Annotated in this window: 11 protein-coding genes and 2 tRNA genes; 4 read left to right on the top strand and 9 right to left on the bottom strand. The window is 57.1% G+C overall.

The genetic code is table 11. From position 1 onward, the window contains the following. Together tsf and rpsB are read right to left on the bottom strand one after the other, a co-directional pair. The coding region (gene tsf, locus NW837_RS01015) for a translation elongation factor Ts (RefSeq protein ID WP_414328870.1) at nucleotides 1-500 on the bottom strand (500 nt) is incomplete at its 3' end. Between the two features lie 159 nt (nucleotides 501-659). Beyond that, nucleotides 660-1,454 (bottom strand): 30S ribosomal protein S2, encoded by a 795-nt coding sequence (rpsB, locus tag NW837_RS01020; RefSeq protein WP_414328871.1) that lies wholly within the window; start codon nucleotides 1,452-1,454, stop codon nucleotides 660-662. Between the two features lie 290 nt (nucleotides 1,455-1,744). Here rpsB and NW837_RS01025 point away from each other — a divergent pair. Continuing rightward, nucleotides 1,745-1,818 (top strand) — tRNA-Pro (locus tag NW837_RS01025). Between the two features lie 227 nt (nucleotides 1,819-2,045). Here NW837_RS01025 and NW837_RS01030 read toward each other — a convergent pair. Then, nucleotides 2,046-4,394, bottom strand: a complete 2,349-nt coding sequence (locus NW837_RS01030) for an AAA family ATPase (RefSeq protein ID WP_414328872.1) — start codon at nucleotides 4,392-4,394, stop codon at nucleotides 2,046-2,048. An 89-nt stretch (nucleotides 4,395-4,483) separates the two neighbouring features. On the opposite strand from NW837_RS01030, the gene NW837_RS01035 reads away from it, so the two are divergent. After that, the gene (locus NW837_RS01035) at nucleotides 4,484-4,942 is read left to right on the top strand and encodes a gamma-glutamylcyclotransferase family protein (protein WP_414328874.1); all 459 of its coding nucleotides are present in this window, start codon (nucleotides 4,484-4,486) and stop codon (nucleotides 4,940-4,942) included. A gap of 298 nt (nucleotides 4,943-5,240) precedes the next feature. Here NW837_RS01035 and NW837_RS01040 read toward each other — a convergent pair whose 3' ends face one another. The 4 genes from NW837_RS01040 to NW837_RS01055 all read right to left on the bottom strand — a co-directional run bounded on the left by NW837_RS01040 (nucleotide 5,241) and on the right by NW837_RS01055 (nucleotide 7,328). Next, nucleotides 5,241-5,495 carry a DUF2283 domain-containing protein gene (locus NW837_RS01040; protein WP_011433140.1) on the bottom strand — a complete coding sequence of 85 codons (255 nt, stop codon included), beginning with the start codon at nucleotides 5,493-5,495 and terminating at the stop codon, nucleotides 5,241-5,243. Then, the gene (locus NW837_RS01045; RefSeq protein WP_011433139.1) at nucleotides 5,492-5,761 is read right to left on the bottom strand and encodes a DUF4258 domain-containing protein; all 270 of its coding nucleotides are present in this window, start codon (nucleotides 5,759-5,761) and stop codon (nucleotides 5,492-5,494) included. Before NW837_RS01045 ends, NW837_RS01040 begins: the two co-directional genes overlap by 4 nt. A gap of 134 nt (nucleotides 5,762-5,895) precedes the next feature. Further along, nucleotides 5,896-7,077, bottom strand: a complete 1,182-nt coding sequence (locus NW837_RS01050; protein ID WP_414328875.1) for an aldo/keto reductase — start codon at nucleotides 7,075-7,077, stop codon at nucleotides 5,896-5,898. Nucleotides 7,078-7,254: 177 nt separating this feature from the next. Next, nucleotides 7,255-7,328 (bottom strand) — tRNA-Asp (locus NW837_RS01055). Nucleotides 7,329-7,377: 49 nt separating this feature from the next. Between NW837_RS01055 and NW837_RS01060 the strand changes: the two genes are divergently transcribed. Then, the gene (locus NW837_RS01060; RefSeq protein WP_414328876.1) at nucleotides 7,378-7,881 is read left to right on the top strand and encodes a hypothetical protein; all 504 of its coding nucleotides are present in this window, start codon (nucleotides 7,378-7,380) and stop codon (nucleotides 7,879-7,881) included. Between the two features lie 252 nt (nucleotides 7,882-8,133). Here the strand turns inward: NW837_RS01060 and NW837_RS01065 are convergent, their stop codons facing one another. Then, nucleotides 8,134-9,795, bottom strand: a complete 1,662-nt coding sequence (locus NW837_RS01065) for a protein kinase domain-containing protein (RefSeq protein WP_414328877.1) — start codon at nucleotides 9,793-9,795, stop codon at nucleotides 8,134-8,136. Nucleotides 9,796-10,079: 284 nt separating this feature from the next. Between NW837_RS01065 and alaS the strand changes: the two genes are divergently transcribed. Next, nucleotides 10,080-12,734, top strand: coding sequence for an alanine--tRNA ligase (gene alaS, locus NW837_RS01070; protein WP_414328878.1), 2,655 nt, complete (start codon nucleotides 10,080-10,082; stop codon nucleotides 12,732-12,734). Between the two features lie 147 nt (nucleotides 12,735-12,881). Here the strand turns inward: alaS and NW837_RS01075 are convergent. After that, nucleotides 12,882-14,305 (bottom strand): DNA primase (locus NW837_RS01075; RefSeq protein WP_414328880.1); only part of this gene is annotated, 1,424 nt, incomplete at its 5' end.

Here is a 14,305-nt window from a genome sequence, read left to right on the forward strand (position 1 = left end):
GAATCTTTAATAAAGGGTTGATCCAACAGGGATAACTCTTTCAGGCGCTTTTCGATGCGACCTTGCACGATCTTCTCGCGTATGTTCTCCGGCTTATTGGCCAGATCTTCTTTGCCCATTTCAATGGCTTTTTCCCGCTCCACCACTTCAGCAGGGATCTGGTCAACGCTGACGTATTCTACGTTTTGGCAGGCGGCAATCTGCTTGGCGATGTCTTGCACCAATTTCTTGAAATCTTCGTTGCGGGCCACGAAGTCCGTCTCGCAGTTCACTTCCACCAACACCCCAATTCGATTGCCGAAGTGGATGTAGCTGTCAACTGCCCCCTCTGCCGCGACGCGACTGGCCTTTTTGGCTGCCCCTGCCAACCCTTTCTGTCGCAGCCAGGTGATGGCTTTCTCCATATCGCCACCGGAATCTTCCAGGGCTTTTTTGCAGTCCATCATGCCTGCGCCCGTCTTTTCGCGCAGCTCTTTGACCAGTTTGGCATCAATGCTCATGAGGGCTCCTCGAATGAAAGAACGGGAAGAATGTGGCGGGATATGAGTGAGAATGAGCGGGCTTCGGTAGAATTGTAAACCTAGATTTCAAGAATACACGCCTCTGGATAGGGAACAGGCAGGGAAGTGCCCGGATTGCACGGGATCCCTGCCCTCGGTCTAGCCTTCCTCGGCTTCTCCTTCTTCTTCGTCCTCCATATCCTCCAGCATGTCGTCGTCCAGATCCATGGCCCCTTCGTAGTCGTACTCATCCTCTTCAACGGTGTCGAGCTGCCCATGCCGCCCTTCGTAGATGGCATCCGCCAGCTTGCCTACAATCAGCTTAATCGCTCGAATGGCATCGTCGTTAGAGGGAATGAAGATATCGCTGAGATCGGGGTCGCAGTTGGTGTCCAGCAGCGAGATGATCGGGATGTTCAGCTTGATACATTCCTGAACGGCGTTGGCCTCCCGCCGCTGATCGACGATGATCACCGCATCGGGGAGCTTGCGCATCGTTTTAATGCCGCCCAAGTACTTTTCCAGCCTGGCCAACTCTCGCCGCAGACGGCTGGCCTCTTGTTTGGGCAGGCGATCCAGAAGACCACTGCTCTCCATCTCCTCAATTTCTTTGAGGCGGTCGATGCGGGTTTTGATGGTGGCCCAGTTGGTGAGCATACCCCCCAACCAGCGCTGGTTGACATAGTAGCTGCCACAGCGACGAGCCTCTTGAGCGATGATCCCGGCAGCTTGCCGTTTGGTGCCCACAAACAGGAAGCGCCAACCCCTGTCAGCAGCATCCCGCACATACTCGTAGGCTTCGTTCAGATAGCGGGCCGTCTGCACCAAATCGATGATGTGGATGCCGTTCCGCTCGGTAAAGATGTAGGGCCGCATTTTCGGGTTCCAGCGGCTGGCCTTGTGGCCGAAGTGAACCCCTGCCTCCAACAGTTGAGGCAAACTGACTACGCTCATGAGTTTTTCCTCTCCTACGGGTTAGCCTCCGCCCGAACGGATCCCAGTTACGGCCTTCCCGCCGGTTACCTGCACAGAGCGCTCTACCCCCATTGGCAAGGAACTCAGGAGCTGTTGCAGCAAACCGCGAAAGGGCTGTAAGGACACCCGGTGGTTCAGGCGTGCGATTTCTTAACGGCTTAACTAAGCTAGCATGTTTTCCACGGGATCCCGCAGCTTGGGGTTAACTCTGGCCGCGATCCGATGCTAGACTAGCTAGGCACTTCATGGGCTTCTACCCGTAAGTGCGTCGGGGCGTAGCGCAGCTTGGTAGCGCACCACTTTGGGGTAGTGGGGGTCGTGGGTTCAAATCCCGCCGCTCCGATACTGAGTAATCAGGGGAGGGCTTGGGCCGGACAAAGCCCACTATGCCGGAAACTTTGAGGTACTTTGGCTCCGCTGTCAATCCCTTGCCATTGGCTCCGTTGATCGGCAGCCTTAAGAATCAGGTCACAAGCTTGGCCGGACAATATGGGATCCCGGTTTTACGGTGCTGGATCCCGATGCGGAGCCGACCTTGAACAACATGGGGTTTCGACGGATCTGGAGCGCTTAATCACGGCCCAGGATCCAGGCAATAAGGGGGGGATCCCTATGCTCAAGATAGTACCGAACGGCTGAGGTCAGGTCTAGCTCCAAGTCGCGGTTTTGGATGTCGGTGATCATTCTGTACATCAGCTCCAGGTGAATGCGATCCTCTTTGGTGAGCAGCTCATACTTGCCATTAGGGCTGTTGTTGAGGGCAGCCAAGGCCGCTTGGGTGGCGGTAGCCGTTTTGGAAGGAGGCTTAAGGCGGGCATCCCGCAGCAAGAGAAACTGAAGCTTAGGGTGAGCAATCACCAATTGGTTGAAGTTATTGACCTGCCCATACATGCTGCCAGCAGCCACTTGGATAAAGGCAATCACCCGCTTTTGGCTGGGGAAATAGAGGTGATCTGGAAGCTTGTGTTTGCCCAGCTTCAGGGCACTCATGGGGACAGGATGGATCCCTTGCAGGGCATTGACGATGGTGCGCAATTTGCCGATATCAGCTGTGCTGTCCATAATCGCCTCTTGGGGATAGCTGGCACGAAGCTGGGCCTCGGTATCACGGAGGTAGGGTTCCAAGACTTCGGCAGGATCCTCAGAGAGGCTGGGTGGCTGGAGAGGCGGAGCTACAGCAAGGAGACTCTGGGCAGGAAGAAGGGGGATGAGCAGTTGTTTGAGGGTTTGCAGCTCAGTTTCGAGCCGCTGGACACGGGCGGCTAGATTGCTGGCAGTGGGTACAACTTGCACCTGGGGAGGGAGAGGGATCCCGTTGATGTAGTGGCGATAGTAGGCTGAGGCCCGGTTGAGAATGGCCCGAATGGAGGGTTGGCCAAGAATATCGCTTAGGTCATCGGCGGTAAAGAGAGCTTGGAGGTGGATCCCTGAGGGCAGACGGGTTTGCAGAAGGGTTTGAAGCTGGGGAGCAGGTGGGGGATCCAGAGAGAGAACGGTTTGGGAGAGACGATCAACGGTGGCCCGGTCAAATTGGGTTTGGAAATGTTGCCAACGGTCGGGGAACAGATTGAGGATAAACAGACTGTTGGGAATACGGGTAAAAAGCTCTTTTAGAGCATCGCCAAAGTTGAGAAGGATATCTCGATTTTCCTCTCGGCCCAGAGCCTCCAATTGGTCGAAGACAATGATCAGGGGCTGGTCGAGCAGCGAAAGCCTGCCGATGACTTTTATCCCTTCTAGGGCAAAGGTGTTGCGATCCAGATCTGCACTCCAAGGGGGCAACCCAATCAAGTTGGTTTCTTCAGGATCCAGGTCGGTACCGCTGAGCCAGCGGATGATCTGGTGACGGCGGTTGGGATCCCTGTAGCTGCAGTATTTGATGATGCCCTTGAGAATGTTTTCGGTGGAACCGGTAAGGAAGTTTTGCTCTGCCCACCAGCGCAGAACCAGTTTTTCAATGGCTTGCCATTGTTGACGACGACGCTCGGTGCCTTCTGCTCCCAGGCGATGAAAGAGGTTGAGGGGATCCGCCGTGAGAAGGGAGAGAAGCTCTTCAGTTTTTGAGGTTTGGGGGAAGGTTTTCAAGATTTCCACAAAGCTCTTGGCAATCAAGTAGTCGAGCTGGGTGTGGTGATGGGCATCTACCCGTTCGCGCAGGGATTCCAGGGTGTGGCTGTAGATGTGGTGGTAGATGTTGTCGGGATGGGTGGGCTGAGGGATAAACAGGAGACGGTTGTGGCGCAGGAGGTTTTGGGCCACCCGCATGATCAGGTGGGTCTTGCCGGATCCAGGTTCTCCCAGTAAGACAACCCCTCGGCTCTGGTGGTTGGGATCCCGTTGGATGTCCTGTAGGGTGGCAGTGAGCTGCTGGTACTGAGGCTGATAGATGGTGGTCTCGTCGGGATAATGCTGAAAGGGATTGTCAACTCTGCTGTTGGCGAAAGGATTGGGAACATTCTGGGCTTTGAGCTGAGCGTGGGTGAGGTGGCGATAGAGGTGGTAGGTAAAGAGGGCATCGTACCTGGCGTCGTGGGCCAGTTTGGAGTTGAAGTAACCGCTCTCCAGTTGGATCCCGAGATGTTTGCTGAGATACTCTAGGCTGTAACCGGCAAGGTTGGGAAAACATTGCTTGGCGGCTGACCAAGTACAGAAGATGGGGTTAGGAAGCCAATCTTGGTTAACTTGGTCAAAGGCTTGTTTAAGGATTTTTAGGTCGTGATCTGCATGGTGGAAAACAAGAGTCTTGCCTTGTGCCAAGCGCCGCAGGTCAGCAACGATTTGGGCCAAAGGTTTGGGCTGGGGGTGGTGGGGCGAGTATTCTTGGGTGTAGGCGTGGTAGATGAGCTGGCCGCTGCTGTCGATAAGGGCGATCTCTTCCAGGTTGGGGTTGCCCTCGGTGTCGATAACCAAGTAGCTCATGGAGGGGCGGGATCCCGTGATGCTAATGTGCTCAATATCTCAGTGTAATTCTGGGTAGGCGGGTTCACCCGACACCAAGGGAACTAGAGATGAGTGAGCAGTGGTATTTTGCATACGGAAGTAACCTAGATGCCCAGCAGATAGGACACCGTGCTGTTGATTTCAAGGAAGCTAGGCGTGCTCGTTTGCAGGGATACCGCCTGACGTTCAACAAGCGCGGCAACGATGGAACCGGCAAGGCCAACATTGTCCGGGATCCCTCTGGGGTTGTGTGGGGAGTTGCCTATCTGTGCAGCTCGGACAGGCTGGAGAGGATGGATCGGTATGAAGGAATTCCGGGAGGTCATTACCGTCGCCAGCAGGTTCAGGTTCGAAGCGATGAGGGTGAAGTGATCGAAGCAATGACTTACGTGGCGGGAGATTCATTCATTGATGATTCATTGATCCCAAGCGAGGGATATCTTCAAGGAATCTTGAAGGGGGCACGAGAGCATGGGCTTCCCCCCGACTACATTCATCAAATTGAAGCGATGGGGTTGGGTGGCTGAGAGCACTCTGTCCAAGGGGATTGAGGCTGCTGGCAAACAGGTTCCTGCCCCTGACCTTAAGATGGAGCCTCAAACCAGGTGGGTTGATCCCGAACGGTTTTGGCAGCGTCCAGATCCAAGAGAGTGCGGCCTATCCGATAAAAGTGACGGCACATCCGTTGGCAATCCGAAAGGTCGGCGACTGTTATCTCAATCACCTACAACCATGCCAAACAGGTCACAGTAAAAGGCTGGCCATCGCAATGGTACTCCTCTTGCGTCTACAGATGCGGTGGGGCTAGTGTTGCCAGACTCTCATCTAACTCAGTAACTGTTCTTGCAACACGGAGTTTCTCAATAAAACGATGTAGTCTTGAATCTCTTGCGGAAGCATTTTAATGTCGCTATCCATTTGTCGATGAACAGAGAGAACCTCAACTCCAACCAGTTGATTTTCCTTGTCGAAATCCAAAACAACCCCAGGGGCAATCTCCTCTGAGCTTTGGACTTGAGCTGTTGTCAAACGAATATATCCGGCATCCACATCAGGATCAAACTCGATGAAAGGTCTCATGGCAGCTTTTTCCCCATTGTTCGATCAAAAAAGATAGTCACCACTGTCCAAGGATCCGTTGATTCATCGTAAACAATCTTCAGGAGGCGATTGCCGTACTCCGGAATTCGACCATAGGCTTGCTTGAGCTGAGGATCTTTGGGATCCACTTGTACGTAGTCAGGGCAGCTCAGAACTCTCTCGATCCACTGGCTTGCGATCTCTTGTCGCTGCTGCAGCCGTCTCAACGCATGCTCAGATAGCCGAAAGTGCTCAGACTCCAACACGAGCTACCCAAATGAGATAAGGAGCCGCTGGCGGGAGCTGACAACTCTTTTTTTCCTGCGGTTAAAGAGTAAACCTTGCCATATCATCTTCTCCACCGGATCTCGACCGTCAAACGGGGGGATCCCTGAGCAAGCTAGCTCTGAGATAGGCGCTTCACCTCAGCTCCAGAGAGCAGGCGATGGGCTTCTTGCAACAAAGCCGGGATCCGGTCGCGGTGGGGGCTGTGGATAAGATAAGGTCGCAGGGCTTCGGCATCCACTTTGTCTGCCCGCTGGCCGGGGAGCCAACTGCCGGCATTGCCCAACAGGTTGTAACGGCTCTTGGCATAGTCCACCAAGTCATAGGCCAAGACCAAATTGCGCAGCAGCAGAATGAACGGGATATTCACTTGTCCGGGGGTTTGGTCGTAGCGAGGCAGGCCCTGGTGCCAAGTTTTGGCGTAGTGCTCTCCCACCTTCTCGATCAAAGCTTGCTCTAGGCGGGCCAGGATCGGCGGCAACAGCTCATCAGCCCGATCCAACAGCTCCACCGCCCGCAGGTGCTCATCAAAATCGCTGGGTCGGGCCGCCCCAATGCTGAGGGTGTGAACCTGGGGATGGGACAGACAGAACAGGTCGTTGAAGACCATCGGGCTGAGGGGTTGGCACAACTGCACCAGCTTGGCGGGCGGATCGTAAAGCTTGCCCCCCTTATCCGAGGGACTGATGATGAATACCCCCATATCCTGCTGAGCGGCGGCCTCAATGGCAGGCCAGTTGGTCTGGTTGACAAAATACCAGTGCAGGTTGACGTAATCGAAGCCCCCTGACCGTATGGCTTCCACGATCAACTCCGTCGGCCCATGGGTGGAGAAGCCGACAAAACGCACCCGCCCCTGCCGTACCAGGCGCTGACACACCTCCAGACACCCCCCTGGACGCAGGCTGTGCTCCAAGTCTTCCCAGGTATTCAACCCGTGGATGGCCAGCAGATCCACATAATCGAGGTTCAAGTAGCTCATCGATTGCTCGAACTTGGCCAGGAACTGCTGCGGGTCGGCGCTGGGGCCAATTTTCGTCTGCACAATCAGATCTTGCCGGGGAAAGAGCGGCAAAATGCGGCCCAACTGCATTTCAGAAGTGCCATAGCCGCGGGCAGTTTCGATGTGGTTGATGCCCACCTCCAAGGCCCGGCGAATCGTCGCCTCCAGGTTCTGCTGGCTTGCCGCTGGGATCCCTGACCAAGGAGTATCTTGCCAACTGTGTTGATAGCGCATGCCACCACAGCTCAGCACGGGCATAGACAGCTCGGTACGCCCAAATCTGCGATACTGCATGGTTTTTCCCCTGGACTAAGCCCCATTTTAGGGCGGGCTTTCCATACCCCACCGCCGAAACTTGAACCCTGAGCCGGCCGCATTGTGCAGCAGTCACCGTCAGAAATCAAGAAATCAGATCAGTCTGGAAATGTGAGGGCTGCAGGGGAGCGACTAAGCTAGAGTGTTTTAGGAGTACGGGGCTGACGGGGCTCGAACCCGCAACTTCCGCCGTGACAGGGCGGTGCTCTAACCAATTGAACTACAGCCCCAATCGCTGCGAATATCTATTCTGGATGTGGATGAGGATTGTTGTCAATCATGGTGGTTAGTTTGGCAGCACAGGCCGCAACCCTTGTGGATACTGCTCCCCAAAACGGGATCCCGACGGCGGCAATGCAACAGGTGGCGGATGTGCTCACCCAGGTGGCCCAACACCTGGATCACCTGCAATACACCACCTTGCGCTACCCCGATGGCGGCTGGCTGACGGTGCGGGTGGTCGAGGAGCCTGCTGCTGGCGACTCATCCTCAGAGGGATCCCAGCCGACGACCCATCTGTGGATCCCGGCCTTCGGCCACCTGGAAGATGCCCACACCACGCTGGCAGAGCTTAAGGATCGAGCGCCGGAGCTGGAGACCGCTTCTTTTGGGGTCTTGGAGCTGTTGTTCTTGGCGTTGGGCCTTTCCCGGGCCGATGGCATCGTCTTTTACGACCAAGCTGGGGATCGGCAACAGGGCAAAACCGTAGCCTGCCGAGCTTTGATGGAACAGGTCAATCAATCGCTTCGCAGATGGGCCTCTCCACCCCCTTCAATGGCTTGAGCTCTTGAACTTTTCTCTTTTATGGTTTTGTGGTCATTTCGATTCAAACTAGGACAAAGCGTTGAATGCGGAGGGCCAGAAGGCTTTTCTAAGGACTCCGTCCCGCCGGCGCGATAGGACTCCGTCCCGCTGGCGCGAGCAGTAGCCCAGATGTCTCATCCTAACCTGAAACAACTATAAAACTATTAAAGATCTATAAAGTTTAAAGATCGCAACGCAAACAGATCCGCCAGATCCGCAATCCGCCCTGCGTCAACTCAAGATGGCTCCCTGTCGGCGGGCAAACTTCCGTAGCTTCTCGTCCATCCGCGCCCCCCGTAGATCCGCTTTGTAAAAGTTGGTAAAGCGCTTGCTCTTTTCTTCTGGGTATCGAGCCAAACGAACCCCACCGCCCATCGACCAGATCACCGAGCTGGCCACCACCAAGGCGATCCCGGCCGCTCCTAACGCATAAACCAAATTGCCCGTGGTCAGGCGGACAAGCAAAAAGGCCAGGATCCCTGAGCCCAGCAGCCCCCCCAAGCCTGTCAGGATCCCTCCCAATGTTTTGGCCGATCCAGACAGTTGGATCAAAACCCGCAGCCAGTAGGGTTGAGGGGTGTTGAAGAGGATCCCGCGCAGATCCGCCCCCTGCAAGTTGGCCCCTGAGAAATCGGCCCCCCGCAGATCGGCCTGGCGCAAATCATAGCCGGCTAGGTTTTGGTTGGCAAAGGACTTTCCCCGCAGATCCGCTCCCGCCATGGAAGGGATCCGCGGTGGGGTGGCCGGCTTGATCCGTCCGCTGCCTGTGATGCTGCTGGCTCGGCCCAGTTGGGTAAAACCGGTGGTGCTCCCCCACTCAGAGGGGATGGATAGCGGGCTGCTGGCTGTCATTCCCCCTGCAGTGAACTGAGGTAGGGGTGTGGGCGAGAAACCACCCGAGCGGCGCTTGGCCCAGTAGCCGGAGATCACCGATGTGCTGGGATTGGCAGACAGGGGAGAGCTGGGCAACACAATCGGCTGAGAGATCGGGCCGCCTGCCTCTTCCACCGGGATCCCTTGCAGCGCCCGCAAGACCTCGGTGGCGGTGGCAAAGCGCTGATTGATGGCCGGCTGCAACATGCGGTGCAGAATGGCGTCGAATTCCGGGCTGAGCTGCAGGCAATCCGACCAATCCCACTGTCCCGTTTCATGGTTATAAAACTTGGCCGGAGATTCCAACGTCATCAAGTTGATGCAGGTAGCCGCCAAAGCATAGAGATCGCTAGAGGGACCGACCGCCTGGCCGGCTACTTGCTCTGGGGGAGAAAAGCCAAGGGAGCGGATTGCTGTCACTTCTGCCGCCTGCTCCTGGGCTGGCCCCAGTTCCTTTACGGCCCCAAAGTCGATCAGCACCAATCGACCATCTTCTTTGCGACGAATCAGGTTGGCAGGTTTAATGTCTCGGTGAACCGTGTTTTGGCTGTGGACATAGCTGAGGATCAGCAGCACCTCCTGCATCACCTGCCGGGTTTGTTCTTCGGAGAAGGGCCCATTGCGACGCATTTCTTGGGAGAGGGTGATGCCTTGGATAAATTCCTGCACCAGGTAGAACTTGCCGCCTTCCTGGAAGTGGGCGTAGAGCTTGGGGATCTGCGAATGTTCCCCCAGGCGCTCCAACACTTGGGCCTCGCGATTGAAGAGCTCCTCCGCCAGCTTGGCCAGTTGCGGGGATCCCTCGACCGGGCGCAACTGCTTGATCACCCGCCAAGGTTTGGAAGGCATGTCCTCATCCCGCGCCAAAAAGGTAGAGCCAAATCCCCCCTGGCCAATGCGCTTGAAGGCCCGGTAGCGATTGCGCAGCAGCAGGGGATGGCCACAAGAGGCACAGGTAGAGGCATCCGCCGGGTTTTCCGGGTGCAAACAGGCAGGGTTAAGGCAGTAGCAAGTGGGCATACCAGTTTGGGGTTACCGGCTGGCGATCCGGACAACCGAGACGGAGCCAAGAAGTCGGCAGGCAAGTTGTGAGAGATACATACAGGTTAGACCGAGAAGAAACAAATCTTGCACAACTGCCTCAGATAGGCTGATCTTAGCGTCTGCCCGCCCTGAGGTTAATCGGACAAATCGCTTAGGTTTTCGGCGGATGGGGTTTGGTGGAACAGAGGAGAACAACAAGGGCTGGACTGCCCTGCAGAGGGAAAACTTAGAATTGATGAATACAGCCATCTTCGCCTGTCATGTTTCCAGCGCTTTCCGGTGCCGCCATTCGGCAAACTTTTCTGGACTTCTACGCTCAGCGGGGCCACCAGGTGTTGCCCAGCGCCTCCTTGGTGCCGGAAGATCCGACGGTGCTGCTGACCATTGCCGGCATGTTGCCCTTTAAGCCCATTTTCCTGGGGCAACGGGATCCGGAGTACCCACGGGTTACAACGGCCCAGAAATGTGTGCGCACCAACGACATCGAGAATGTGGGCCGAACGGCGCGCCACCACACCTTCTTCGAGATGCTGGGCAACTTCAGCTTTGGCGACTACTTCAAAAAGGAGGCCATCGCCTGGGCCTGGGAGCTGGTGACGGAGGTGTTCGGCCTGCCCCCGGAACGGCTGGTGGTGAGCGTCTTTCGCGAAGATGAGGAGGCTTTTGCCCTCTGGCGAGATGAGATAGGGATCCCGGCCCACCGCATCCAGCGCATGGGAGAGGCGGATAATTTCTGGGCTGCCGGCCCCACCGGCCCCTGTGGCCCTTGTTCTGAGATTTACTACGACTTCAAGCCGGAGCTGGGGGATGAGCGGATCGATTTGGAGGATGACTCCCGCTTTCTGGAGATCTACAACCTGGTGTTCATGGAGCTGAACCGGGATAGCGAAGGTCACCTGATGCCGCTGGCCAAGCAAAACATCGACACCGGCCTGGGGTTGGAGCGGTTGGCCCAAGTGTTGCAGGGGGTGCCCAACAACTACGAGACGGACTTGATCTTTCCCATCATTCAAACGGCGGCTGGGATCGCCGGGCTGAACTACTCCAAGGCCAACCCGGAGCAGCAGATCTCTCTGAAGGTGATCGGGGATCACGCGCGGGCAGTGATGCATTTGATTGCCGATGGGGTGCTTCCTTCCAATGTGGATCGGGGCTATGTGCTGCGGCGGCTGATCCGGCGAATGGTGCGCCACGGGCGATTGCTGGGGATCGGCGAGCCCTTCACCATCCCGGTGATCGAGACCGCGATTCAGTTGGCCGAGGCTGCCTATCCTCAGGTGCGGGAGCGAGAAACCCTGATCAAGACCGAGCTGCAACGGGAGGAAGAGCAATTTCTCAAAACCCTGGAGCGGGGGGAACGGCTACTGCTGGATTTGTTTACTGCCGTCGAATCTTCCCGCCGTGACAGCAGCTCGCCAAAGCAGATCTCCGGCGCCGACGCCTTCAAGCTCTTCGATACCTACGGTTTTCCGCTGGAGCTAACCCAAGAAATTGCCCAGGAACACGGCTTCAGCGTGGATCTGGAGGGCTTTGAACAAGAAATGGAGAAACAGCGGCAGCGGGCCCGCGCCGCCCACCAAACCATCGATCTCACGGCCCAGGGATCCCTGGACGAGCTGGCGGATTTCCTCAGCCAAACGGAGTTTTTGGGGTACAGCCAATCTTCTGCCCGCGGCGTGGTCGAGGCCCTGCTGGTCGGGGGAAAATCGGTGCCCCAAGTGGAGGCAGGGCAGGCAGTGCAGGTCGTTTTGGATCGCACGCCCTTCTACGCCGAGTCCGGCGGGCAAATTGGCGACCGGGGCTACCTTTCTGGGGACGGCCTGCTGGTGCGGATTGAAGATGTGCAAAAGCAAGGGGATCTGTTCGTTCACTTTGGCCGTGTGGAACGCGGGATCCTGCGGGTGGGGGATCCCGTCCAAGCCCAGATTGACCTGGCCTGTCGGCGGCGCGCCCAAGCCCACCACACCGCCACCCACCTGCTGCAGGCAGCCCTGAAAAGAATTGTCGATCCCTCGATTGGTCAGGCGGGATCCCTGGTGGCTTTTGACCGGCTGCGCTTTGATTTCACCCTATCCCGGCCAGTCACCCCTGAGGAGCTGGAACAGATCGAGAACTTGGTGAACACCTGGATCGCCGAGGCCCATGCTGCTCAGGTGGCGATCATGCCCCTGGCCGAAGCCAAAGCCAGAGGTGCCGTGGCCATGTTCGGGGAAAAATACGGCGCCGAGGTGCGGGTAATCGACTTTCCGGGGGTGTCGATGGAGCTGTGCGGTGGCACCCATGTCAACAACACCGCCGAGATCGGCCTGTTCAAGATCATCGCCGAGACTGGAGTGGCTGCCGGGATCCGCCGCATCGAGGCCGTGGCCGGGCCGGCTGTGCTGGAATACCTGAACGAACGGGACAGGGTGGTGCGGGAGCTGAGCGCTCAATTTAAAGCCAAGCCCCAGGAACTGCCGGAGCGGGTTGCCGCCCTACAGGCGGAGCTGAAAGCTGCCCAGAAGGAACTGGAAGAGGTGCGCAGCCAGTTGGCCTTGGTGCAGGCCGAACGTTTGCTGGCCCAGGCGGTTGCCGTCGGAGATCTCAAGGTGCTGGTGGCCGAGCTGGGATCCACCACCCCTGAGGCCCTCAAAACCGCTGCCGAGCATCTGCTCCACAAGCTGGGGGAAGGGGCAGTGGTGCTGGGATCGGTGCCGGAAGCCGGTAAGGTCAGCCTGGTGGCTGCCTTTAGCCCTGCTGTGCAGCAACTTGGCCTGAAGGCGGGATCCTTCATCGGCGAGATCGCCAAACTGACTGGGGGCGGTGGTGGCGGACGGCCCAACTTGGCCCAAGCTGGGGGCAAGCAGCCGGAGAAATTGGCAGAGGCTTTGCGGGTGGCCCGAGAGCGGTTGCAAGCGGAGCTGATCTCGCGCTAGGGGAGCGAAGCCCTTTTGAGCACCAACAGGCCGTCCATCAGCCACTACAGTCTGTTCAGTTTAGGGTGAGACACTCGGGCTATAGAGAGAAGCCTTCTGGCCGCGTATGGGGTTATGGGTTTAGTGTCCTAGTTTGAATCGAAATGACTATAAATCTTCGGCCAGTGCAGTTTCCGACAGGTCTTCCAGGCTCAGTTGCACCTGCCGCTGCAGCGCCTGAATCGCTTGGTATTCCTGCTGGATGCTGGCCTGGTACTGGGCGGCCAGGGCAGTGTTGCCTTCGGAAAAGGCTTGATCCCACAGTTGGGTCCAGTAGCGGTAGCGCTTCTGGCGAATTTCCAGCTCCATGTTGGCAATGGCGGCCCGCACCACCATCCGTGGACGCATCAGAGCTACGCGGGTGTTTTCGTCCAGCCAAAGCAGATGGCTGAGGCGCTCGTTGAGCTGCTCATCTTGGGCACAGAGGGTGCGCAAAGCCGTCAGCAACGTCTCTTCTTGCTCTTCCAGCTCCGGCTGAGCCGAGATCAGCTCCAAGATCCGCTGCCACAGCTCCCGGTGGGGGCGAAAACTAAATTGCAGCTCCCGCTCCAGCAAAGTTTGCCGAATTTCGTGGCGATACTCGCCAAAATGCAGAAAGATCTGCAAAAGATGGGACTCAGATTGCAAGAGTTTGGATCCCTTATTGAGGGAAGGTTGCTGGGGTTTGGCCCAGCGGTACTGCCGCACGGCTCGGCGCAGGTCTTCTTCCAAATCTCGACTGAGGCGACCGTTGCCGCGGCTGAGCAATTCTGCCACTTTGTGCAAATACAAAGAGCGCCATTGTCCACCCAAACCGGCCAGCAGTTGCACAAGGGCTTGACGGGCCTGTTGAAAATCGGTGGCCCGGCTCAGATCCCGACCGGCCAACACCTGTTCAATTCGCCAATCCAGCCACAGGGGAGCTTGCTCGATCAGGGTTTGCAGTTCAGCAACCGCTCGCGTCGGCGGGGCCGAGCTCTTGTACTCCCGCAAAAACTCGTCGGCATCTTTGCCCTCAGGAAGGGTGAGAATGCGCAGCTCAATTTCTCCGCGCCGCGCTTGTTCTTCAACGGCTTCAATGGCTCGGTTGGCGGCGTTCAAACCGGCCCGATCCGCATCAAAATTCAGGATCAGCCGCTTCGACTGGGTGTAGCGCAGCAGGATCTTCACCTGGTGGGGTGTCAAAGCAGTGCCCATAGCGGCTACGGCATAGGCAACTCCCGCCTGATGCAGGGCGATGACATCGAAGTAGCCTTCCACCACCAGGACTTGATCGGCCTTGGCAATGGCATCGCGGGCAAAGTTGAGGCCATAGACCACCTGGCTTTTGTTGAAGAGCTCTGTTTCTGGAGAGTTGAGGTACTTGGGCTGTCCTGACTCCCCCAAGGCTCTGCCGGCAAACCCGATCACCCGCCCCTGCACATCGAAAATGGGCAGCATGATCCGGTTGCGAAAGCGGTCGTAGTGGCCGGATCCCTGCTGGCGGGGAACCAGCAATCCAGCCTCTTCTAAAAGTTTGACCGGTTGGCGCTTGTGGTTGACCAAGTATTCGT

It is taken from the genome of Synechococcus sp. R6-10, from assembly GCF_047461815.1.
Taxonomy (GTDB): domain Bacteria; phylum Cyanobacteriota; class Cyanobacteriia; order Thermostichales; family Thermostichaceae; genus Thermostichus.

Excerpts from the sequence above, each read along its gene's own strand:
- rpsB (WP_414328871.1), bottom strand. The coding sequence starts at position 1,454 with ATGAGCGTAGTCAGTTTGCCTCAACTGTTGGAGGCAGGGGTTCACTTC.
- NW837_RS01030 (WP_414328872.1), bottom strand. The coding sequence starts at position 4,394 with ATGAGCTACTTGGTTATCGACACCGAGGGCAACCCCAACCTGGAAGAG.
- NW837_RS01035 (WP_414328874.1), top strand. The coding sequence starts at position 4,484 with ATGAGTGAGCAGTGGTATTTTGCATACGGAAGTAACCTAGATGCCCAG.
- NW837_RS01040 (WP_011433140.1), bottom strand. The coding sequence starts at position 5,495 with ATGAGACCTTTCATCGAGTTTGATCCTGATGTGGATGCCGGATATATT.
- NW837_RS01050 (WP_414328875.1), bottom strand. The coding sequence starts at position 7,077 with ATGCAGTATCGCAGATTTGGGCGTACCGAGCTGTCTATGCCCGTGCTG.
- NW837_RS01060 (WP_414328876.1), top strand. The coding sequence starts at position 7,378 with ATGGTGGTTAGTTTGGCAGCACAGGCCGCAACCCTTGTGGATACTGCT.
- NW837_RS01065 (WP_414328877.1), bottom strand. The coding sequence starts at position 9,795 with ATGCCCACTTGCTACTGCCTTAACCCTGCCTGTTTGCACCCGGAAAAC.
- alaS (WP_414328878.1), top strand. The coding sequence starts at position 10,080 with ATGTTTCCAGCGCTTTCCGGTGCCGCCATTCGGCAAACTTTTCTGGAC.